The 22,450-nt window shown below is 69.4% G+C and carries 17 protein-coding genes; 4 read left to right on the top strand and 13 right to left on the bottom strand.

Translation table 11 applies throughout. The features are described 5' to 3' along the window. Positions 1 to 63 precede the first annotated feature (63 nt). Positions 64 to 3,291 (top strand): carbamoyl-phosphate synthase large subunit, encoded by a 3,228-nt coding sequence (carB, locus tag JQX13_RS43415; protein ID WP_203405276.1) that lies wholly within the window; start codon positions 64 to 66, stop codon positions 3,289 to 3,291. Between the two features lie 80 nt (positions 3,292 to 3,371). On the opposite strand, the gene JQX13_RS43410 is transcribed toward carB, so the two are convergent. Both JQX13_RS43410 and JQX13_RS43405 read right to left on the bottom strand, forming a co-directional pair. Next, positions 3,372 to 4,727 (bottom strand): DUF1552 domain-containing protein, encoded by a 1,356-nt coding sequence (locus JQX13_RS43410; protein WP_203405275.1) that lies wholly within the window; start codon positions 4,725 to 4,727, stop codon positions 3,372 to 3,374. Further along, complete coding sequence (locus tag JQX13_RS43405; protein WP_203405274.1) at positions 4,724 to 6,346, bottom strand: DUF1592 domain-containing protein; 1,623 nt, start codon at positions 6,344 to 6,346, stop codon at positions 4,724 to 4,726. Before JQX13_RS43405 ends, JQX13_RS43410 begins: the two co-directional genes overlap by 4 nt. A gap of 265 nt (positions 6,347 to 6,611) precedes the next feature. Here JQX13_RS43405 and dacB point away from each other — a divergent pair, with 265 nt between their 5' ends. Further along, positions 6,612 to 8,117: a D-alanyl-D-alanine carboxypeptidase/D-alanyl-D-alanine endopeptidase gene (gene dacB, locus JQX13_RS43400; protein ID WP_203405273.1), complete on the top strand. Its 1,506-nt coding sequence runs from the start codon at positions 6,612 to 6,614 to the stop codon at positions 8,115 to 8,117. On the opposite strand, the gene JQX13_RS43395 is transcribed toward dacB, so the two are convergent. Further along, positions 8,118 to 8,471 (bottom strand): hypothetical protein, encoded by a 354-nt coding sequence (locus JQX13_RS43395; RefSeq protein WP_203405272.1) that lies wholly within the window; start codon positions 8,469 to 8,471, stop codon positions 8,118 to 8,120. Between the two features lie 154 nt (positions 8,472 to 8,625). Here JQX13_RS43395 and JQX13_RS43390 point away from each other — a divergent pair, with 154 nt between their 5' ends. After that, complete coding sequence (locus JQX13_RS43390; protein ID WP_203405271.1) at positions 8,626 to 9,651, top strand: pirin family protein; 1,026 nt, start codon at positions 8,626 to 8,628, stop codon at positions 9,649 to 9,651. A 113-nt stretch (positions 9,652 to 9,764) separates the two neighbouring features. Here the strand turns inward: JQX13_RS43390 and JQX13_RS43385 are convergent, their stop codons facing one another. From JQX13_RS43385 to JQX13_RS43345, 9 genes are all read right to left on the bottom strand, one after another. Next, a complete protein-coding gene (locus tag JQX13_RS43385; protein ID WP_203405270.1) occupies positions 9,765 to 10,067 on the bottom strand; it encodes a hypothetical protein in 303 nt (100 codons plus the stop codon). A gap of 45 nt (positions 10,068 to 10,112) precedes the next feature. Beyond that, positions 10,113 to 11,945: an Ig-like domain-containing protein gene (locus tag JQX13_RS43380; protein ID WP_203405269.1), complete on the bottom strand. Its 1,833-nt coding sequence runs from the start codon at positions 11,943 to 11,945 to the stop codon at positions 10,113 to 10,115. 101 nt (positions 11,946 to 12,046) lie between these two features. Continuing rightward, the gene (gene argF / locus JQX13_RS43375) at positions 12,047 to 12,952 is read right to left on the bottom strand and encodes an ornithine carbamoyltransferase (RefSeq protein ID WP_203405268.1); all 906 of its coding nucleotides are present in this window, start codon (positions 12,950 to 12,952) and stop codon (positions 12,047 to 12,049) included. After that, positions 12,949 to 14,394 (bottom strand): argininosuccinate lyase, encoded by a 1,446-nt coding sequence (argH, locus tag JQX13_RS43370; protein WP_203405267.1) that lies wholly within the window; start codon positions 14,392 to 14,394, stop codon positions 12,949 to 12,951. The genes argF and argH overlap by 4 nt, the downstream gene beginning before the upstream one ends. After that, on the bottom strand, positions 14,391 to 14,876 hold the full coding sequence (gene argR, locus JQX13_RS43365; protein WP_203405266.1) for an arginine repressor: 486 nt from the start codon (positions 14,874 to 14,876) through the stop codon (positions 14,391 to 14,393). The genes argH and argR overlap by 4 nt, the downstream gene beginning before the upstream one ends. Positions 14,877 to 14,903: 27 nt before the next feature. After that, positions 14,904 to 16,979 (bottom strand): bifunctional glutamate N-acetyltransferase/amino-acid acetyltransferase ArgJ, encoded by a 2,076-nt coding sequence (argJ, locus tag JQX13_RS43360; RefSeq protein WP_203405265.1) that lies wholly within the window; start codon positions 16,977 to 16,979, stop codon positions 14,904 to 14,906. Beyond that, a complete protein-coding gene (gene argC / locus JQX13_RS43355) occupies positions 16,976 to 18,037 on the bottom strand; it encodes an N-acetyl-gamma-glutamyl-phosphate reductase (protein ID WP_203405264.1) in 1,062 nt (353 codons plus the stop codon). Before argC ends, argJ begins: the two co-directional genes overlap by 4 nt. A gap of 106 nt (positions 18,038 to 18,143) precedes the next feature. After that, positions 18,144 to 19,763: a carboxypeptidase-like regulatory domain-containing protein gene (locus tag JQX13_RS43350; RefSeq protein WP_203405263.1), complete on the bottom strand. Its 1,620-nt coding sequence runs from the start codon at positions 19,761 to 19,763 to the stop codon at positions 18,144 to 18,146. Continuing rightward, positions 19,760 to 20,329 carry a hypothetical protein gene (locus JQX13_RS43345; protein WP_203405262.1) on the bottom strand — a complete coding sequence of 190 codons (570 nt, stop codon included), beginning with the start codon at positions 20,327 to 20,329 and terminating at the stop codon, positions 19,760 to 19,762. The genes JQX13_RS43350 and JQX13_RS43345 overlap by 4 nt, the downstream gene beginning before the upstream one ends. A 190-nt stretch (positions 20,330 to 20,519) precedes the next feature. Between JQX13_RS43345 and JQX13_RS43340 the strand changes: the two genes are divergently transcribed. Next, on the top strand, positions 20,520 to 21,227 hold the full coding sequence (locus JQX13_RS43340) for a metallophosphoesterase family protein (RefSeq protein WP_203405261.1): 708 nt from the start codon (positions 20,520 to 20,522) through the stop codon (positions 21,225 to 21,227). Between the two features lie 22 nt (positions 21,228 to 21,249). On the opposite strand, the gene JQX13_RS43335 is transcribed toward JQX13_RS43340, so the two are convergent. Then, positions 21,250 to 22,269: a lysylphosphatidylglycerol synthase transmembrane domain-containing protein gene (locus JQX13_RS43335; protein WP_203405260.1), complete on the bottom strand. Its 1,020-nt coding sequence runs from the start codon at positions 22,267 to 22,269 to the stop codon at positions 21,250 to 21,252. Between the last annotated feature and the right edge of the window lie 181 nt (positions 22,270 to 22,450).

The raw sequence follows: 22,450 nt of genomic DNA, 5'->3' as shown, positions 1-22,450 counted from the left end.
CCGGCTACCGTTTTCACACGGTTGGTGCAAGCGGGGGCGAACGTTGCTATTGGGCCCCCCTTGATGCCTAAGCGAAATGACATCCGGAAGGTTCTCGTTATCGGCTCGGGCCCGATCGTCATCGGGCAGGCGGTCGAGTTCGACTACTCTGGGACGCAGGCCACCAAGGCGCTGCGCGAGGAGGGCGTCGAAGTCGTCCTCTTGAACAGCAACCCGGCGACGGTCATGACCGACCCGGAGTTCGCGCACCGTACGTACATCGAACCCATCACGGTCGAGGTCGCCGAGCGAATCATCGCTCAGGAGCGCCCGGACTCGATCCTGCCCACCATGGGTGGCCAGACGGCGCTCAATCTGGCCAAGGCGCTCGCGGAGCAGGGCATCCTCGAGAAGCACGGCGTCCGGCTCATCGGCGCCTCGCTGGAGGCCATCAACAAGGCCGAGGACCGGCTGCTCTTCAAGCAGGCCATGGAGCGCATCGGCGTGGCCCTGCCCAAGAGCGGCTACGCCACCACCATGGAGCAGGCCCTCGCGCTGTCCGACGAGATCGGCTTCCCCGCCATCATCCGGCCCTCCTTCACCCTGGGCGGCACCGGCGGCGGCATCGCCTACAACCGCGAGGAGTACGAGGCCATCTGCCGCTCCGGTCTCAAGGCCAGCCCCACCTCCACCATCCTCATCGAGGAGAGCGTCCTCGGCTGGAAGGAGTACGAGCTCGAGGTGGTCCGCGACTCGGCGGACAACGTCATCATCGTCTGCTCCATCGAGAACCTGGACCCCATGGGCGTGCACACCGGTGACTCCATCACCGTGGCCCCGGCCCAGACGCTCACGGACCGCGAGTACCAGCGGCTGCGTGAGGCCTCGATGCGCATCATCCGGGAGATCGGCGTCGACACGGGCGGCTCGAACATCCAGTTCGGCGTCAACCCGCGCGACGGGCGCATCGTGGTCATCGAGATGAACCCGCGCGTGTCGCGCTCCAGCGCGCTGGCCTCGAAGGCCACGGGCTACCCCATCGCCAAGGTGGCCGCGAAGCTGGCCCTGGGCTACACGCTGGACGAGCTGCGCAACGACATCACCCGCGACACCCCGGCGTCCTTCGAGCCCACGCTCGACTACGTCGTGGTGAAGGTGCCGCGCTTCAACTTCGAGAAGTTCCCCCACGCCAACCGCACCCTCAACACCAGCATGCGCGCGGTGGGCGAGGTGATGGCCATTGGCCGCACCTTCCGCGAGGCCTACCTCAAGGCGATGCGCTCCATGGAGTCCGGCCGCACGGGCCTGGAGTCGCCCGAGCTGCCCGAGGAGAAGGAGGAGCGGCGCAAGGTGCTGCGCGACTACGTGCGCGTGCCCCGGCCGGAGCGGCCGCAGTACCTGGTGCAGGCCTTCCGCGAGGGCATGACGGTGGAGGATGTCCACGAGCTCTCCGCCATCGATCCCTGGTTCCTCCGCCACATCCAGGCCCTGGTGCACGAGGCGCGGCAGCTCCAGGAGTTCGGCACGCTGGACAAGGTGCCGGACGAGGTGCTGCGCACGGCCAAGGCGGATGGCTTCTCCGACAAGTACCTGGCGCAGCTGCTGGGCTGCACCGAAGCCGACGTGCGCGCGCGCCGGCACGCCAAGGGCATCCGGCCCGTGTACAAGCGGGTGGACACCTGTGCCGCCGAGTTCGAGGCCTACACGCCGTACCTGTACTCCACCTACGAGGAGGAGGACGAGGCGCCACCCACCGAGCGCCAGAAGGTGCTCATCCTGGGCAGCGGCCCCATCCGGATCGGCCAGGGCATCGAGTTCGACTACTGCTGCGTGCACGCGGCCTTCGCGCTGCGCGATGCCGGGTACGAGACGGTGATGGTCAACTGCAACCCGGAGACGGTGTCCACGGACTACGACACGTCGGACCGCCTGTACTTCGAGCCGCTGACCATCGAGGACGTGCTGGAGGTGGCGCAGCGCGAGAAGCCGGTGGGCGCCATCGTCCAGTTCGGTGGGCAGACGCCGCTGCGCCTGTCCGTGCCGCTGGAGAAGGCCGGGCTGCCGATTCTGGGCACGTCGCCGGACGCCATCGACCGGGCCGAGGACCGTGAGCGCTTCGCGCAGCTGATCGAGAAGCTGGGGCTGAAGCAGCCGGAGAACGGCGTGGCGCGCAGCCACGAGGAGGCCTACCGCGTGGCCGAGCGCATCGGCTATCCGGTGATGGTGCGGCCCTCGTACGTGCTGGGCGGCCGGGCGATGGAAGTGGTCTACGACCAGCAGAGCCTGGAGCGCTACATGCGCGAGGCGGTGAGCGCGTCGCCGGAGCACCCGGTGCTGATCGATCGCTTCCTCAAGGACGCCATCGAGGTGGACCTGGACCTGGTGGCGGACAAGACGGGCGCGGTGCTGGTGGGCGGGGTGTTGGAGCACGTGGAGGAGGCGGGTGTGCACTCGGGTGACGCGGCGTGCACGCTGCCGCCGCACTCGCTGTCGCCGGACCTGGTGGAGCGCATGAAGGATCAGGCCATGGCCCTGGCGAAGGAGCTGGGCGTGGTGGGCCTGATGAACGTGCAGTTCGCCATCCAGGGGAAGACGATCTACGTGCTGGAGGTGAACCCGCGCGCGAGCCGCACGGTGCCGTTCATCTCGAAGGCCACGGGCGTGGCGCTGGCGAAGCTGGCGTCGCTGTGCATGGTGGGCAAGACGCTGGCGGAGCTGGGGGCCACGCAGGAGCCCGAGTTCCGGCACGTGGCGGTGAAGGAGTCCGTGTTCCCGTTCGCGCGCTTCGCCGGGGTGGACGTCATCCTCGGGCCCGAGATGAAGTCGACGGGCGAGGTGATGGGCATCGCGGATGACTTCCCGTCGGCCTTCGCCAAGAGCCAGCAGGCGGCGGGCGTGAAGCTGCCGAGGAGCGGCAAGGTCTTCATCTCGGTGAAGAACGACGACAAGCCGGCGGTGGTGGACCTGGCGCGGCGGCTGCGGGCGCTGGGCTTCACCCTGGTGGCGACGAGCGGCACGCACCAGTACCTGACGACGAAGGGCATCCAGACGGAGAAGGTGCTGAAGGTGACCGAGGGCCGTCCGCACATCGTGGACAAGATCGTCGACGGGCAGATCGTGTTGGTGATCAACTCGACGTTCGGCAAGCAGGAGATCGCGGACAGCTTCTCCATCCGGCGCGAGTCGCTGATGCACGGCGTGCCGTACTACACGACGGTGCAGGCGGCGCGGATGGCGGTGGGAGCGCTGGAGGCGCTGCTGCGCAAGGAGCAGACGGTGCGTCCGCTCCAGGACTACCTGGCGAAGAAGTAGGAACCCCCCATCCCTCCCTCTCCCCCTGGGAGAGGGTCGGGGTGAGGGTATGCGGACCCCGGGCTGCCCCAACAGGCAGCTCAGGCCTTGATGGCGGTGCACTCGGTGTCGCTGTATCCCGAGTCACCGCCCACCGAGGCCACACCGGTGCCCACGGCCTTGAGGCAGGTGAGCAGGACGTTGCTGGTGTTCTCCTTGCTGGTGGAGCGCACGTGGACGCCGGGGGACTTCAGGTACCCGCCGGCGCGTCCGGCCACCAGGATGGGATAGTCGGTGGTGGAGTGGGCGTAACCCTCGGCCACGTCCGAGGTGAGGAGCAGACAGCTGTTGTCGAGCAGGTTGCCCCCGGCCTCCGGGGTCGCCTTCAGTCGCTCCAACAGATAGGCGAACTGCTTCACCACCCACACCACCGAAGCATGCACCTGGTCCTGGGCGCTGGGGTCCGGGTCGTGGGTGAGGTCGTGGTTCCCCCGGCTCTGGCCCAGCATGTGGAACACCGTGGCGCAGACTCCGCCGGAGAACATGTAACTGGCCACGCGGGTGAGATCGCACGCCCAGGCCAGGACGAGCAGATCCGACATGGTCTTGGACACCTGCTCCAGTGGCTCCTTCCCGCCCGAGTCCCGATTCGTCTGGGTAACGGGCTGGGGCTGGGTGCAGGCCTGGGTGTATTGCGGAGGCAGGGCGAGGATCTGCTGTCTGAGCTCGCTGATGGAGGTGAGGTGCGCGTCCAGGCGGGCGCGGTCCGTGCTGCCCAGCCTGACCTGGAGCCGTTTCGCGTCCTCGCGCACCGCGTCCAGCACACTGGCGCGCAGGGCGGCGCGCGGATCCACCTGGGGCTCGGGAGCCGGCGAGAAGCCGCTGAAGAGCCGAGTGAAGAGGGCCGCCGGGTTGTACTCCGGCTGCAGCGGCTGGTCCGGCCCCTTGTGGGAGATGTACTGGAGCGTGGGCCCCTCCCCGGTGACGATGCGCTTGGAGACGCCCAGCTCCAGCGAGCGGAAGGCGGTGCCCTGGCCGATGTGCTGGGCCGCGACCTGATCGATGGAGGGCCCACCGAACTTCGAGGCGTAGTTGGCGTTGGGGGCGTACAGCTCGATGAAGGGGTACCCGGAGAGGATGGCGGACTGGCCCGTGTGGTGGCCGCGCCTGTCCGGCGTCTTCACCTGGTGACCCGACACCACATTGACGTAGCTCTTCACGTTGACCAGCGGCGCCAGCGCCGGGCTGAGCTGCCAGTTGGCACCGGTGCTGGTGGGGTTCCATTTGCCGAGGATGACCCCGTCGCCGAAGAAGAACGTGGCGAAGCGCCTGGGCAGTGGTTTTCCCGCGGCCAGGGCGGTTCCTCGCGAGTCCAGCATCGCCTCGAGGGTGGGCAGCGCCACGGCGGCGCCCACGCCCCGCAGCAGGGTCCTGCGGGAAAGACGGAAGGGCTTCACGGCTGGACCTCCTGGGAACGGGCGTAACGGAAGGCATCGCTGGCGACGAGCTCCACCAGCAGCTCCTTCATGCGGTAACCGGATGTGGCGAAGGCCTCGTCGAGCTGGTTCAGCGAGACCTGCTCTCCCGCCTCGTCCACGTGGCCGCTCGCCATGCGGAACAGGTTGCGCACCAGGCAGCGCAGGACCCGATCATCCGCGCGCAGCAGGCCGCCGAGTTGTCGCGGGCCACTGAAGGTGCCGGAGCGATCGAAGGTGCTCACCGGATCGATGGGGGCGTCATTGTCGTTGGTGCGGTAGCGGCCCACCGCGTCGAAGTTCTCCAGGCCCAGGCCCAGCGGATCCATCTTGTCGTGGCAACCGGCGCAGCTCGGGTTGGAGACGTGCTGCTGGAGCCGCTGCCTCATCGTCCTGGGCGGCTCGCCGGGATTCTGGGCGGGCAGGGGAGGGATATTGGTGGGCGGCGCGGCGATGGGCTCGCAGAGCAGTCGCTCGCGGATGAACCGGCCTCGCAGCGTGGGCGAGGTGGTGGTGGTGTGGGCCAGCAGCGACAGGAAGCTGGCGTGGCCGAGCAGGCCGCCGCGTCCCTCCTCCGCTGGCAGCGTGACGCGGGCGAAGCCGGTGGCGGGTGCGCCGGAGATTCCGTAGAGCGCGGCGAGCTGCTTGTCCACGAAGGTGTAGCCCGAGTCGAAGGCGTCGCGGAAGTCGCCCTCCCGCTCCCAGACGATGTCCTCGAGCAACCGCTGCGTCTCCTCGCGCATCGACGCCGCCAGCGAAGGGGTGAAGAAGGGGAAGGTGGTGGCGTCCTTGCTCAGGGTGGAGAGCTCGCGCAGCTGGAGCAGCTCGTCGAAGAAGTGGGCCAGCGCCGTGCGTGCCGTGGGGAGCGCGAGCAACCTCCGGGCCTGGGTGCGCACGCCCTCCGCGGTGTCCAGCTCGCCGCGGGCGGCGGCCGCGAGCAACGTTTCGTCAGGTGAAGTGCCGGCGAGGAAGAAGGCGAGCCGTGTCGCCATCTCATGGCCGGTGAGCGCGAGGCGCCCGGGTTGGGAGGGATCCGGCACGCCCACCTCCACCATGTAGAGGAAGTGGGGGGACTGGAGCAGACCGGCGATGAGCACCTCCACCCCCGAGTAGAAGTCACCGGCGGCGGCCGCCGCGGACATGCCGAGCGCGGTCCACGAGGTCAGCTCGGCATCCGTCAGGGGCCGGCGCCACGCGCGAGCACCGAAGCGGCTGAGGAAGCCGCGCAGGCACTCCTCATCCATGGTGGAGCGGGGCGTACACCCGAGCAGTGCGCCTCGAGCCGAGGTGTTGGCGAGAGCCGCCTGGGCCGCGAGCCAGGCCGAGCTCTCGTACCGGGCAATGGCGCTGGAGGACAGGGCGAGCTGCGATGCGCCGATTCCGTCGAAGCCGTTGAGCGCGGTGTCCGGTGGGGGCTGCACTGCCTGGGCAGCCTCGTTGCCCAGCAGCTCCGAGATGGCGTTGCGGTACTGCCAGCCCAGCAGGATGCGCGGGGAGACGGGCGCGGGCTGGAACGATGGAGCCGTGGTCGGCCCTCCAGAGGGGCCCTGGGCGGGTTGCTCCTGACAGCCCGTGGGCGCCAGGAGAGCCACCAAGGCCATGACCGACAGGCCCCGGAGACATCTGGAAAGAGGGTGGCATCGAGCAGGCATCGTTCTGGCCCTCGGCTTGGGGTGAAACGTTGTCCATTCGACACCAGATGCCGCTCTCGCGTGGGCGTTATTCATGGGCAAGGTGTCTGTTTATTCCCGGCAGGCCGGGGGGCGGACAGCCCGACAGGCCTCTGTCTGTTCATTGCCTGCACGGCCTCCGCCGTGCATCACCCGAGCGTCGACACCCCGGAGTGGGGACGGTACCTTCCGGCCCATGCGACGTTCCCCGTTCGCGACGCTCCTGCTGGCGGCCCTCGTGCTGCCGGCCTGCCTCCCCCGTGCGACGACCCGCCCGCCGTCACCCCCGACGGTGGCCTCGGTGGCGGATGCGCTCTTCGAGTCCGTCGAGGACGAGGGCACGCTCGCGAGCGTCTTCCTGGTGGACGCGACGACGGGCGCGCCGCTCTACGCACGTCACGAGCACGTGCGCCTGCTGCCCGCGTCGACGATGAAGGTGGTGTCCACCTCCGCGGCGCTCTCCGCCTTCGGCCCGGACTTCCGCTTCCACACCCCGGTGCGGCTCGAGGGCTCGCAGCTGGGCAACCTCTTCCTCGGAGATCTCGTGGTGGAGGCGTCGGGAGATCCGTCGCTGGGCTCGTGGCGCTTCCCCGAGACCACCCTGGCTTGCGAGCAGCTCGCCGAGGCGATCCAGGCCCGCGGCATCCGGCAGTGGCTCGGGGCGGTGCGGGTGAGCAACGCCGACGAGGGGCCCCATGGCCTGTTCGGTCCCGGCTGGGCATGGGATGACGCGGCCTACGCGTACAGCGCCGCCCCAACTCCCTTCGTCTTCCGCGAGAACGTGGTGGACCTGTCGCTGGAGCGCCCTGAGGGACAGGACTGTGTGTCCCAGCCGCGGCGGCCCATCACGGTGCGCTACACCCCGTCCTTCAACGAGCTCCCCACCGTCGTGTACCTCGAGGCGAACGCCCAGCGGGCGGGGCTTGGCTGCGTGCGCGAGCGGGGCACCGGGCGCATGCGCTGCGTCTGGCGCTCGACGGCGGAGCAGTGCCCGCGCAAGGCGTCGATGCGCGTCGCGATCGACGAGCCCCAGGCGCTGTTCTCCGCGTGCGTGGAGGACGCCCTGGCCGCGCGTGGCATCTGGCGCGTGCCGGTTCCGCCGCATCTGGCCGCCGTGCCCGCGGCCACCACGAGCGAGCCGCTCCTGGAGTTCGTCAGCCCCTCGCTCGCCGAGCTGGTGAAGGTGACGAACAAGGAGTCTCTCAACCTCTACGCCGAGCGGCTGGGCCTGCGCTTCACCCGCGAGCGCACGGGCACGGAGAGCTACTCCGCGCTGCGTGACGCGATGGCGCAGGAGCTCACCCGCCGGGGCATCTCCACCCGTCTGCTGCGGCCGGTGGATGGCAGCGGACTGTCCCGCTACAACGTGGCCTCCGCGCGCGGGCTGGCGGAGGTCATCTACACCAGCCTGAAGGAGCCGTACGCCCACGCGTTGCTGGAGAGCCTGCCCATCGCGGGAGTGGACGGCACGCTCGCGAGAACCGGACTCTCCAATGGGACGCGGGGGCTCATCCGGGCCAAGACGGGAACGCTCTCGGGGCAGAAGGCGTACGTGGGCATCGCCGAGCGCCCCAATGATCCGGAGCACCCGCGCGTCGTCTTCGCGCTGATGCTGGGCAACATCGACGAGCAACCCGCGCTCACGGCCAGCCAGGTGTTCGAGCGCTTCGCCGAGGCGATGGTGTCGCTCCCCCTGCGTTGATCAGCGCCCGAGCTTGAGACCGACCTGCTCTCCCGGTTGCACCTGGATCTCCTCGCTGACCGACAGCCCCTGCCCGCCGATGGGATCGGCCTGGAAGCCGAGCAGGCTCGTCGAGAGGAGCAGGTGTGGGGGGATGACGAAGGTGCGGGTGCTCGAGCCGGGCACCAGGCCCAATCGGATGCGATTCGTCCTGTTCGTCACATAGAGCGTCATGTCGATGGGGTTTTGATTCCACACCTGCACCGTCGTCTTCGGGGGCGGGGGCTGGGTGGGGTCGAGCGCCGCCGACGCGGTGCACGAAGCGGAGACGACGAGCAGCATGAGCAGCGAGAGAACCTGGACGGCGGGACGCATGGGACCTCCCAGAGCGGTGATGGGGTGGATTAGAGTCGCTAAACGCATTCATGCGCGATACTTGCCTGCCATTCGCATCCGGTGCCTGACGTTCGTGCCCGCGACCACACGGGTCGTGCCGCATCCTACGAATATCGTTACACCAGGAACCGCCATGAAGAGCCCCATCCTCCAGACCCTGCCGCTCGGCTCGCCCCCTTGGGTGACGGCGGACCCTTTCCTGTTTTGCGTCCACCACGACGACAAGTACCCGGCCGGCAACGACCACATGGGGCCGGAGGCCTCGCTGGACGGCCGGAACATCGGCCAGGACTTCGGGGGCAAGGACGGCTGGAGCATGTACCACGGTGAGCAGGTGCCGGGCTTCCCGGGCCACCCGCACCGCGGCTTCGAGACGGTGACGTTGGTGCGCAATGGGCTCATCGATCATTCGGACTCGCTCGGCGCCACCGCGCGCTTCGGCCACGGCGACGTGCAGTGGCTGACCGCGGGCACGGGCATCGTGCACTCGGAGATGTTCCCGCTCGTGAAGAAGGGGGAGCCCAACCCGACCGAGCTGTTCCAGATCTGGCTGAACCTCCCGGCCGAGGACAAGCACGCGCCGCCGCACTTCTCCATGCTCTGGAGCCAGGACATCCCGCGCCTCACGTTCACCGACGCGGCGGGCCGGCGCACCGAGGTGACGGTCGCCGCAGGTGAGCTCGAGGGCCGGCGCGCGCCGCCGCCTCCGCCCCGCTCGTGGGCCTCGCGTCCCGACACCGACGTGGCCATCTGGACCGTCCGCCTGGAGCCCGGCGCGACGTGGACGCTGCCTCCGGCGAAGAACCCCCAGGCCAACCGCACGCTCTACTTCTTCGAGGGCGACGCCCTGAAGGTCGCGGACCATGCCTTCCGTGAGCACCAGATCATGGCCGTGCGGAGCGATGTCGCGTTGCGGCTCGAGGCCACGGGTGGCGCGGTCGAGGTGCTGATGCTGCAGGGGCGCCCCATCGGGCAGCCCGTCGTGCAGTACGGCCCCTTCGTGATGAACACCCGCGCGGAAATCCAGCAGGCGATCAACGACTACCAGCGCACGCGCTTCGGTGGCTGGCCCTACAAGCGGGACGATCCGGTGCACGGGCGCGAGGAGGGCAGGTTCGCGCGGCACGCGGACGGTCGCATCGAGCGGCCGTCTCGCTGAGCCTCGCCTGGCTCCCGGACACGGCCCGGTGAGCCAGATGGCTACGCTCCTGGCGAAGAATCGCCAGGAGCCGTGGACCTGGACGTTGGACTCACGTCTCGAGGTCAGCGGGTCTACTCAGGGAGCACGACTCCCTTGCGGCAGATACCGCCCGGCCCACCGTCGCAGTAGTAACCCTTCGGGCACAGGCCCTCGGTGGTGCACTGATACGGCATCGCCTCCACGGCGCCCGGGCGGCACGTCCCGAACGGACCACCCACACAATAGAAGCCGAGCGGGCACTCGCCATTCTCGTCACATTGCGGCAGCTGCTGCTCGACGTTGCCCTGCTCCAGCGGCATCTCTTCCGTACCACCGCAGGCGCTCACTGCCACTGCCACCGCGAGAACCACCGCGCTCAGCCACGCGTTCTTCATGTCCGGCTCCTTGGTTGGGTGTGACGCACGCCATCCTAGCGTCAGTCACATGAGGAGTGCCCAGAGCCAGCTGAGCGATCCATCGTTATCTCCGGCCCGCAGGGTCTGGAAGGAGACGCCGCTGAGCGCCGAGGGGACGGTCTGAGGTGACGGCGAGAGCAGGACGGCGTAGGAGGTCGTGCCCACCAGGCGGCTGCCCACCACGGTATCCCCGGCCGCCTGTCGCGCCGAGAGGAAGGACTGCACGTCCGAAGCGCTGCCCTTCACCACGTACTCGAAGCGCTGCTGGAAGCCCGAGCCCGAGGGGTTGCGCCGGACGTGAATCCGGTAGAGGCCTCGCTGGTAGGTCGAGGCCACGAAGGACACATCGCGCGTCTTGAGAATGGACGTGTCACGCAGCTTGACGCTCGCCAGCGTCGGCATGGGCGAGGGGAGGGCGTTGACGTCCTGGGACAGCCCGGTGCTCACCACGTCTGTATAGGAGCCCTCCGCGCGGTAGTTCTGGCCGCTCACATTGTTCGCGGAGACATTGTTCGTCAGGCGCAGGTGCGTGAGCGGCTCGGCGTTCGGGTTCTTTCCGCTCACGAGGATGCCCGGATGCCCGATGGAGTGCGCGCTGCGGGTAATCCAGTTGTCGTGGATGGTGATGTTCTGGCTGGAGGCGGTGTTGTATTCGCCGTTGCGGCCGAACTCGGAAGCCACGATGACACCCGCTCCCGCCACCCCGATGCCCCAGTTGTGGTGGATGTCGATGTCATTGCCGCCGATGACCGCATAGCCGCGTCCCCCTCCCGAGCCCAGCAGGGTGTTGTTCCACCACTCCATGTCGCCGCAGCGAGGAGAGTCGGGCCCGTAGGTGACGCAGGCAACCCCGTCATCACCCTTGCTGGGCGCCTCGTTGAAGATGAAGTTGTCCCAGACCCACGACTGGCTCGCGCCGTCCGTGTGGTGGATGTGATCCGCCCAGGTGTGGTGGATGTAGTTGCCCTCGATGTAGCTGCGCTGGGAGCCATACAAGAAGACGCCGGTGGCGGCCGAGTTGGTCACCTCGACGCCCACCACCTCCACGTCACTGCCGTGGTCGATGCTGATCTGGTGGTCCTCGAGGGCGCTGAAGCGCGCCGCCGCATCCGAGCGGAACTTCAGGCCGAAGAAACCGCAGCCGGTGTTGTTGCGGCAGAGGATGGACTGGCGCCGGGGGGTGCCGCTCACCGTGGCGTTGATGTCCGCCTGGCGGTTGGGCGCCCAGAACTTCACGTGGCTCTTGGTGACGACGAGGAGGTTCGTCTTGCGGAAGGACCTGCCCGGGGGCAGGTAGACGATGCCTCCCTTGGTGGGGAGCGCGTTGACGGCGGCCTTCAGGGCATTCAGGTCATCGGTGGTTCCGTTGCCCGCCGCGCCGTGGTTCATCGGGTCCACCACCGTCATCACGCTGAGCGGGGACCACCCCGTATCGTCGACGAGGTTGATCCGCACCGAGGCCGAGCGCCACTCGTTGGCCGGCTGGCCCGCGGGAGCGTCCCAGGCCTTGGCGAAGACATCGATGGCACCTCGCGGCAGGCCGTCGGTGTTCCAGTGGTACGTGCCCACCCCATTGAGCAGGGTGGCTCGGCCGATGAAGGTCCCCGGGGGCGTCCCACGGAAGAACTCGATGTTCTGGATGGGCCCCTCGGCCCGAGCCTGGAGCGTCACCGTGCCCTGCACGCGAGCATTCGCGGGCGGCGAGGTGAGCGTCACCGAGGTCAGGGCGAGGGAGAGGGTGCTCTCCGGCCCCGCGGTTCCGTCGGCGTCATCGGGGCCGAGCTGTGGGCCGCAGGCGCCCAGGACTCCGAGCGCGGAGAGCGGAAGAACGAGACGTAAGACGAGGTGTGCTTTCACGGACGGCTCTCCGGGAGGGGGGGACGACTCCCGGCATGATGCAGAAGCACACCTCGTCTTTCAATTATTGCGGGTTTTAATCAGATCCCTGGAAATTGACATCAGCCCAGGATGAGCTGCTCCAGCAGGGCCTTCTGGACGTGCATGCGGTTCTCCGCCTCGTCCCAGACCGCCGACTGCGCGCCGTCGACGACGCCGTCGGTGATCTCCTCGCCGCGGTGCGCCGGCAGGCAGTGCAGCACGATGGCTCCCGGGTTCGCCTTGGCCAGCAGCGCCTCGTTGAGCTGGTAGTCGTGCAGGTCCTTCTTGCGCTTCGCCGACTCGGCCTCCTGGCCCATGCTCGTCCACACGTCCGTCACCACCACGTCCGCCCCGCGCACCGCCTCGGTGGCGTCCGCCGTCACGAGCACGCGCGCCCCGGCGTCAGCCAGTGCCGACGCGGCCGGCCGGTAGCCCTCGGGGCACCCCAGCCGCAGGCTGAACCCGAAGTACTTCGTGGCCTCCACGAAGGACAGGCCCATGTTGCTCGCGCAGTCGCCCACGAAGGCGACCGTCTTGCCCTTCACGCTCCCCAGCCGCTCCTCCACCGTGAACAGGTCCGTCAGCACCTGCACGGGGTGCCCGCCCTCGGACAGGCCGTTGATCACCGGCACCCGCGACGCCTTGGCGAACGCCGTCAGCCGCTCGTCTCCGAAGGTGCGGAACATGATGCAGTCCGCGTAGCCGGAGATGACCCGCGCCGTGTCCTCGATCGTCTCGCCGCGCGCGATCTGGCTGCTGCCCGCGGTGATCGTCGTCACCGTGCCGCCCAGCTGGTACATGGCCGCCTCGAACGACAGGTGCGTGCGCGTCGAGGACTTCTCGAACACCAGCACCAGGTGCCGCCCGGCCAGCGTCGTCACCACTTCCTTGCGCTTGCGGCTCGCCTTGAGCGCGTGCGCCCGGTCGAAGAGGGCCCGGTACTCGGCCTCGGTGCGGTCCGCCAGGGTGAGGAAATCGCGCTTCACAGTGCTGCCTCCTGCAACGAATCGAAGAGGGCCGCGAGCCGGGGGACGGCATCCGCCATCGTCCGGGCCCGGGCCGCGTGGGACTTCAGCTCGGAAATCTGCTTCTCCACCGACGCCGGTCCGGTGCCTCCGGCGTTGGCCTTGCGCTCCACCGCGCGTCGCGGATCCGCGCTCTTCAGCACCTCGGCGTCGAAGCGGGGATCCACTGACTGTGCCAGCTCCAGCGTCACCTTGGCCAGCGGCAGGCCACGCTCCTGGCATGCCCGCACCAGCGCTCCTGTCGCCTTGTAGGCAGTGCGGAAGGGGATGCCCTTCATCGCCAGTGCCTCGGCCACGTCCGTGGCCTGCATGTAGTCCGACTCCACCGCCGCGAAGCACCGCTCCCGGTCGAAGTGCACCTTGCCCAGCGCCAGGTGCAGCATGGACAGCACGCTCGTCAGCAGCGGCCCCGTCTCCAGCAGCACCTGCCGGTCCTCCTGCAGATCCCGGCTGTACCCGCCCGGCAGGCCCTTCACGAGCACCGCCAGGGTGTTGAGGTTGCCCACCGCCCGTCCGGACTTGCCGCGGATGAGCTCGAAGACGTCCGGGTTGCGCTTCTGCGGCATCATGCTCGAGCCGCAGGCGATCTCCCCGTCCAGTTTCACGAAGCCGAACTCGGGCGAGGCGAAGTCGTAGAAGTCCGTGGCCACCCGGCTGGCGTGCAGCAGCGAGCGCATGGCCGCGTAGGCGAAGTCCATGGCGAAGTCGCGATCGCCCACCGTGTCCAGCCCGTTCATCGTCAGGCGCGGGAAGCGCAGCAGCTCGCGCGTCACCTCGCGGTCGATGGGCAGCGACGTGCCGCCGATGGCGCCCACGCCCAGGGGCAGCGCGGCCACCTGCTCCAGCACGAAGCCGAGCGCGTCCACGTCCCGGGTGAACATGGCCCCGTAGCCGCACAGCAGGTACGCCAGGGAGATGGGCTGCGCCCGCTGACGGTGCGTGTACGAGGGCAGCAGGGTGCCGCGCTCCGCCTCGGCCCGGGCGGCCAGGCCCTCCAGCAGCTTCGCCAGCTCGCCCAGGGCCTCGGCCACCTTCTCACGCACGTGCAGGCGCAGATCCAACGCGACCTGGTCGTTGCGCGAACGAGCGGTGTGCAGGAGGCCCGCGCGCTCCCCGAGGACGCGGGTGATCTCCGCCTCCACGGCCATGTGCACGTCCTCCTCGTCGGCGAGCACGAGCGTACCGGCCCGCGAGCCCTTCCAGATGGCCACGAGCTGCTCGCGGATGGCGCGCGCGTCCTCCGAGGGGATGAGGCGGGTGCGCGACAGCATGGTGAGGTGGGCGAGGCTGCCCACCAGGTCCTCCTTCAAGAGGGCCTTGTCGAGCGCCAGCGAGCTCGTGAACGCCAGCACCTCCGGGTGCAGGCCGGGCCCGCCGGAGGCGGCCGTCTTGGCAATCGTCACGGGGTTTCTTCCTTTCCGAAGAGGGCTTTCAACTTCCTGGACAGCGTACGGGCCGACTTCCCTCGGGCCGGGGCGGCGAAGATGGTGTCATCTCCGGCGATGGTCCCCATGCTCTCCAGAAGCCGGGCGTGATCGATGGCCGATGCCACCAGGGGCGCGGAGCCCGGGCGGGTACGGACCACCACCAACATCTCGTTGTCATCCACCGAGAGGATCATCTCCCCCAGCTCGCGCAGCCGGTCCTCTCCCGTGGGGGGTGGGGCATCCTCCAGCCCGTACACGGTGCCGCCCTCGGGCAGCGACACGCGCATGGCGCCGAGCTGGGCCAGGTCCCTCGAGAGCGTGGCCTGGGTGACGTCGAAGCCCTCGCGGGCCAGGAGCTGTCCCAGCTCCTCCTGCGTGGACACCGCGTGCGCGCGGATGATGCGGCGGATGGCCTCCTGGCGCGCCGCCTTGTCTCCATTGCTTCGATACGGACTCACGTTCAGTGCTCCCACTCAGGGCGGGTCTCAGCGGGTGACGAGCGTCCCGACGCCCTTGTCGGTGAAGAGCTCGGCGATGAGGCTGTGCGGCACGCGCCCATCGATGACGTGGACGCGCTCGACGCCGCCGCCCAGCGCCTTGAGCGCCATCGTCGCGCGCGTCCGCATGCTGCCGCTGAACGCGCCCTCCGCGAGGTGACGCTCCAGCTCCGCGGACGTGAGCTCGTTGAAGAACTCCTCGCCCCGGAGGATGCCCGGCGCGTCGTGCAGGAAGATGAGCTTGTGCGCCTTGAGGGCGTTGGCGATCTCCGCGGCCACCGCGTCCGAGCCGAGGTCGTACGTCTGTCCGTCCTCGCCCAGTCCCATGGGGGAGATGACCGGCACGTAGCCCTGGGCCAGCAGCATCTCCAGGAACTCGTGGTTGACGCGCGTCACCTCGCCGACGTGCTCCCTGGAGCGGCCGTCGTCGCCCGGAATCCGCCGGGCCCGCAGCAGCGCTCCGTCCTTGCCGGACAGGCCCACCGCCCGGTCTCCCATGTTGTTGAGGAGGGTGACGAGCTCCGAGTTGACGGAGCCGGAGATGACCATTTCCACCACCCGGAGACCGGAGTCGTCGGTGATGAGCGCGCCCTCCTGGCGCAGGCCGAGCTTGTCCAGCGTGCGGGTGAGCTCCGGCCCGCCGCCGTGGACGATGATGGGCTGGAGGCCCGCCGAGCGCAGCAGCTCGATGTCTCGGCAGAAGGCCTGCTTGAGGGACTCCTTCACCATGGCCGCGCCGCCGTAGCGGATGACACAGCGCCGGCCTCGGAAGCGGGAGATGTACGAGAGCGCCTCGACGAGCAGCGTCGTCTTGAACGCGGGGCTGTAGTTGGCCAGCCGATCGTCCTTGCCCACGCCGCCGTCCGGCCTCGGCACGATGAGCGAGGTGTAGTCCGCGTTGATCTTCACGTAGTCGTACGAGAGATCGCACCCCCAGGCCACGGACGCGCCCTCGCCGCTGTTGAGGTGCACCTCCACGCGGACCTCGGGCTCGCGCATGCGCGCCTTGAGCAGGACGGGATCATACGGACGCGGCGCGCCCTGGTAGACGGAGGTCCCCTGGATGCGCACGTGGGCCGAGTACGGATCGATGTCGTAGCCCTGGGTACCGGCGCGCGCGCCCACGGTGGCGAGCACGCGGCCCCAGTTGGGATCGGCCCCGAAGACGGCGGCCTTCACCAGGGTGGAGCCCGCCACGGCGCGCGCCAGGTCCTGGGCGATGGCCGTGTCGGGCGCACCCGTCACCTCCACCTCCAGCAGCTTGGTGGCGCCCTCGCCGTCGGAGGCGATCTCCCGCGCCATCTCCAGGCACAGGTCCGACAGCGTGGTGGTGAGCACGCGCAGCTCCGGCCCCGGATCCGTGATGAGCGGGTTGCCGGCCCGGCCGTTGGCCAGCGCGTAGACGGTGTCGTTGGGGCTCATGTCCCCATCCACCGTCAGGCTGTTGAAGGTGGTGGACACCGCCTCGCGCAGGGCGACCGCGAGCGCTCCCGGCTGGATGGCGCAGTCCGTGGTGATGACGGCGATCACCGTGGCCAGCGACGGGTGCATCATCCCCGAGCCCTTGTAGATGGCGGAGACCGTCACGTCCCGGCCGCCGATGCTCACCGAGCGCCATGCCTGCTTGGGGCGCGTGTCGGTGGTCATGATGGCCTCGGCGGCGGCATCGGGCGTGGGGCGCAGGGCGTCCTTGAGCGGTCCGAGCACGGCCAGCACCTTGGGCACGGGCAGCGGGTGGCCGATCACCCCCGTGGAGGCGGCGAGCACGGCGGACGGGGGAATGGAGAGGACGCGGCCCATCTCCTCCCGCACGGTGCGCACGGCTTCCAGTCCGGCGGGGCCGGTGAGGGCGTTGGCGTTGCCCGAGTTGACGACGACGGCCTGGATGCCCGAGGCGGGCAGGCGGTCCTGGGCGTCCTGGACCGGAGCGGCGCGGGCCTTGTTGGCCGTGAAGCAGCCCGCGGCCGAGCAGGGCGTATCGCTGTAGACGAGCGCCACGTCCTTGCGTTGGGGCTTGATGCCAGCGTGGATGCCGGCGAACGAGAAGCCGAGCGGAACCTTCACGGAGAGAACGCCCTCAAGGTGGAGAGGCCGAGCGTCTCCTCCCAACCCATCATGAGGTTGAGGTTCTGGACGGCCTGACCGGCCGCCCCCTTCACGAGGTTGTCGATGGCGGCCGTCACCACCACGCGGCCCGGATCGAAGCCGGAGGTGTCGGCGGCCAGGGCGACCGAGCAGCGGTTGGTGCCCACCACGCTCTTGAGGTTCACCGCGTCCGGCGAGGACTCCACCGTCACGAAGGGGCTGGAGCCATAGGCCTGCTCCAGGGCGGCGCGGGCCTCGGCGGCGGTGGCACCCGGGCGAAGGCGCGCGTAGGCGGTGACGAGGATGCCGCGCTTGAGCGGCAGCAGGTGCGCGGTGAAGGTGAGGGGCACGGTGCGGCCGGCCACGCCCGCGAGCGTCTGGGCGATCTCCGGCGTGTGCTGGTGGCGCAGCACGCGGTAGGCGCGGAAGTCCTCGTCCACCTCGCTGAAGCTCATGTCCTCCGAGCCCTTGCGGCCGGCGCCCGTGGTGCCCGAGGCGGCGTCGAAGATGACCGAGCCCTCGTCCAGCAGTCCGGCCCGCAGCAGCGGCGCCACGGACAGCGCGCAGGCGGTGGCGTAGCAGCCCGGGTTGGCCACGAGCCGCGCGCTGGGAATCCGCTCGCGGAAGAGCTCCGGCAGGCCATAGGCGGCCTGCTCCAGCAGCCCGGGCGCCGAGTGGGTGAAGTTGTAGAAGGCCGGGTAGCTGGCCGTGTCCCGCAGCCGGAACGCTCCCGACAGATCGATCACCCGCACGCCCGCCTCCAGCAGCCCGGGCACCAGGTGCAGGGAGGACTCGGCCGGCGTGGCCAGGAAGACGGCCGCGCACTCGCGGGCCAGCTCGGCGCTCTTGTCCAACGGCGCGTAGCGCAGCTGCCCGGTGGCTCCCGCGATGCCCAGACGGCGGCCCACGGCCTCGCCCTGCCACCTGTCGCTGGTCACCAGCCGCAGCTCCACCTTCTCGTGGGCCGCCAGGATGTGGGTCGCCTCGATGCCGGAGTACCCGGACGCGCCAATGATGCCGATCGCCGTCTTATGCATGGGGGTGCATGAATATTCGCTACCCTGCATACAAGCAAGCGACAAATGTATATTCCCGCCGCCTCCGGAGGGAGGGGCGGGAGCGAGGCCACACCGCGAGCGCGCCTCAGCGCGCGGGCAGGGTGGTGGAGTAGTTGCCGTTCTGGTCCGTCAGCGTCTGCGCGAGCAGCAGGGGGGACGGCTTGCCCTCCACCTCCACCACACGGAAGAAGCGGATGGACGCGTAGGGCGCGGACGAGCGCGCCAGCCTCTCGCCGTTGAAGCTGATCCGCCCGGTGACGCGGCGGCCCTTGGAGAGGGTGAAGGGGGTGAGCTCCAGCGTCCCGGTGGAGAGGGCGTCCTCCTCGGGGCGCACCAGCACGATGCGGCTGACGATCGGGAGATCCTCGGTGGGGATGAAGTCGAAGCGGTACCGGCCCGGATCCAGCGCGAGCTCGAAGTTGCCGTTTTCATCCGTGGGGCGAGGGGCCTCGACGCTGACGGCGGGCCGGGGCCAGCCGGGCAGCGCCTCGATCGGCTCGGCCACCACCCTCACGCCGGCGGCCGGCCGTGAATCACTGGGCTTCAGGAGGGAGCCGCGCACCTTCATCCGCTCCTGGCACACCACGTCCGGCGTCTGGGTCACGCTGACGCGGGGCACGCTGACGTACCTCTGCGTGTAGCCGGCGCTCGAGCCCGACGGCGGGATGACGGAGAGGGTCATCGAGGAGCTGGAGCCGCTCGGGAGGGTGAGGAGCTCGAAGTCGCCCTTGTCGTCGGTGAGCACCGTCTGGGAGCGGTACTGGCCGCCGCCTCCCACTCCGCCCGCCAGGTACACCGTGGCCTGCGGGACGGGCTGTCCGGCCCGGTCCAGCACGCGGCCCTGGAATCGCACCGGCTCGCCGTAGTCCCCCATCGACAGCGTCTGCTGGAGGTCCGGGCGGGGGCTCACGGTGAACAGCTTCTGCGGCACCAGGGACGCCGCGGAGGTGGGCAGCACCTGGAGGATGACCGTGTCCCGCAGCGCGGCCGCGGGCGGGAGCGCCAGGGTGAACATCCCCGCGAGGCGTGTCGCCAGGACGCGCTGGGACAGGGGGCGCAGCTGGTCGTCCAGGGCCTGCACCTCCATGTCGACGTCCATGGGATTCCCCTTCTGGTCCACCACCTTCCCGGAGAGCCGGACGAGCCGGGAGGTGTCGGGCAGGAGGAAGTCCAGCGACACCGCGCGGCCCGGCTGTACGTCACGGGTGCTGGTGAGGGGCGGCTGCTCGGAGTTGGTGGCGAGCAGGGTCACGCTGTAGCGCCCCGAGGCCACCGGCAGCGAGTAGCCGCCGTTCTGGGGCACGAAGGTGCTCTCGTGGTAGCGCATCACGCCGGGGATGAGCAGGCTCTCGCCCGTCATGCGCAGGGTGACGGAGGCCGGATAGCCACTGGTGGAGGAGGTCCCCTGCACGAGCACCTGGCCCTGGAGCGAGGCTGGATCGAGCAGTTCGATGTTCTGCTGGCTCCGCAGGTCGTCCACCCGGAAGTCCTGGGCGTGTTGGCCCGCCTTGGGATTGGGGACCACCTCCACGACGATGTCCTTGCCGGGGTTTCCGCACCCGTCGATGAAGCACACCTCATCCTCGTCGCACTCGCTGTCGCTCCGGCAGCCGATGAAGGTGTCGTTGTCGTAACCCCCGGCGCAGCCCGTGACGAGCGCCGCCAGCAGCACGGACGTGGTGAACCTGGAGGGGCTCTGTCTCATTGGCAATTGACTCCTGTTCCTCCTGCCTCGGTCTTCACGAACCACGCGTAGCTCGCGGTGTAGCCCCGGTCCTCGTAGACGGTGCCGTCCTCCAGGTTGATGCTGCTCTTCCCCTGTGGCTCCCGTCCCGCGAGCAGGGCGGTGTCGGTGACGACCACCTCGACCACGTGGTCTCCCGGGGTGTTCAGGCGGCCGATATCGGCCGAGTTGTATCTCGCGCGGAACACGGCGAACTCGTCGCGCACCGCGTCGATGGCGCCCTTGTCGGGCAGGATGTTGACCACGCTGTCCGCGCCGCGCGGTTGGTTGGGGTCGTAGTCCACGAACCAGTACGCGACGAGCGTGTCCGCCAGGTCGAGATCCTCGACGGGGACCGAGAACTCCAGCTCGCACAGCTCGGGTGTCCCGAAGCCGCGGATGATGCGATTGGAGGGCTTCGCATGTTGCTCCACGATCCGCAGGGGGTGGTTGAGCCGTACGGGGAGCTCGCTGAGGTATTCCTCGTCCTGGGGGATGAGGCAGCCCCCCAGCGCTCCTACGGTGAGTCCAAGCCCCAGCCATTTCATGAGGGGGCTCGATAGCAATTCACTGGCCAGTCGGCGGAGAGCGGATTTCATCGTCGGAACAGAGGTTTGACGAGGGTGCCATAGCTCCGGAGCGCAGGGAACCGCGACAGACCTGTCACGTTGATTCCACCTCGGCTGCACCGGGCCGACACGTGGGGCCTCTACTGTCCATGTCAGGACAGGAGGCGGTATGCGCATCGCGGTGATTTCGGATCTCCACCTGGGCCAGCGGGATGTGGTGGACCACTTCGGTCACGAGGACACGGCGTTCCTGCGCTTCCTGCGCTTCCTCGAGGGAAACTTCGAGCGGATCGTCCTGCTGGGGGACATCTACGAAACGCTGACGTCCCGGATGCCCAGCAGGCAGGCGGCCGAGTTGAGGGCGGCGCGCGAGGCGCATCCGGAGCTGGTGCGCCGCTTCGAGCTGCCCCAGTACCACTACGTGCACGGCAACCACGATCTGATCGCCGGGCGGGTGCTGGCGGCACCGGAGCACCTGATGTTGGAGGCGGATGGGGTGCGGATGCTCTTCACGCACGGCCACCACCACGACTGGATGATCCGCCGGGCGCGCTGGCTGTCGGAGGCGGCGGTGTGGGCCGGGGCGTGGCTGCGGCGCTGGAGCCTGGGCGCGGTGTTCCGGGCCTTCGACGCGTTGGATCAGCGGATGAGGGGCGCGGCGGAGGATCCCTCGCGGTGCACCTTCCAGCGGTGGGCGCTGGGGCGGGCCCACGAGAGCGCGGCGGACATCGTGGTGACGGGGCACACGCACCTGGGCATGCGGGTGCCGCACGGGAACCGGCTCTTCCTCAACAGCGGCACGTGCTCGCAGGGGCGGTTCTCGTTCCTGAGCCTGGACACAAAGGCCGGCGAGTACGCGCACCACGCCTCGTGGTGAAGTGCGCCAGCTCCCGCCCGGCTCAGGCCGCCGCGGGGCTCTGGCGCGGAACCCGGCGGGTGCGCAGCATCAGCAACGCGTAGCCGAGTCCCAGGAAGAACAGCTCCCGAGCGCGCTTGACCAGGGCGAAGGCGGCGGCGAGGTGGAGCGCCTGGGAGCCGGACATGCCGGCGATGAAGGCGGCATAGCCCGCGTCCTGCACGCCGAGCCCGGCGGGGACGAAGAAGGCGAGCACCTTGAGCACGGACATGACGGACTCGATGGCGAGCGCGTCGCTCCAGGCCACGTCGAAGCCGAACAGGCGCAGCAGCAGGAAGGTCTCGGTGGCCTCGCACAACCACATGCCGACGTAGAGCAGCGCGGGGAGCGCGAGCTGGCGGGGCGCCAGGGCACGTCCGAGGTGACCGTCCGCCTGCTCGAAGGCCGTCCGGCGCTCCTCCACCCAGCGCTGGACGGCACGGAGGGGGAAGCGCCCCAGCAGGCGCCCGAGCCAGCCGGCCAGTCCGCCGCGGATGAGCCACCTCGACACCAGGGCGATGGAGAGCAGGGCCACGGAGGCGCCGGCCAGGAGCAGCGGGAGCCCGGAGACGCCGAGCACGCGCTGGGAGCCGTCGGCGAGGAACCGCCAGCCGAACAGCGCGCCGAGGCCCAGGTACAGCCCGTGGGCCAGGATGATGAAGCACTTCCGGGCGGCGATGACGCTCACGCCCTCGTCGAGCGGCACGTGGTGGCGGTTCTTGAGCAGGACGGGCTTGAGCGTCTCGGCGAAGAGGGCGCCCCCAGGGAGGCTGATGCACAGGGCCTCGACGGAGACGCGGATGGCGGCGAGGCGCAGCGGCTCCACCCGGCGTCCGAGCGCGGAGAGGATGCGGCTCCAGCCCAGGCCGTCGAAGCCCAGGGAGAAGAGGAAGGGGAGGAAGGTGAGCGGCAGCCACGGGCCGAGCAGGGCCACCGCCTCCCACGCATGCTTCAGGTCGACCGTGCGGAAGGTCCAGAACAGGCACACTCCGGCGGTGAGCAGTCCCACCCCGTAGAGCGCCATGGCTCGTGGGGTGATGTTCGCACCAGGTGGGGGGGTGGATGAATCGCTCGCCGTGACCCTCAAGAGTCCTCCCGTCGCTACGCGCGAGGGAATCTAGGGGCAGCATGTCACGACACCGCCAAGCGCGTGAGGCGGCGGGTGACATTTCGAGGTCGCCCGTGGAGCAGGCACACGGGGGATG

Origin of the sequence: Archangium violaceum, assembly GCF_016859125.1 — a bacterium.
Taxonomy (GTDB): Bacteria; Myxococcota; Myxococcia; order Myxococcales; family Myxococcaceae; genus Archangium; species Archangium violaceum_A.
The sequence above is the reverse complement of the archived record's forward strand: the minus strand, read 5'-3'. Positions and strand labels throughout refer to the sequence as shown.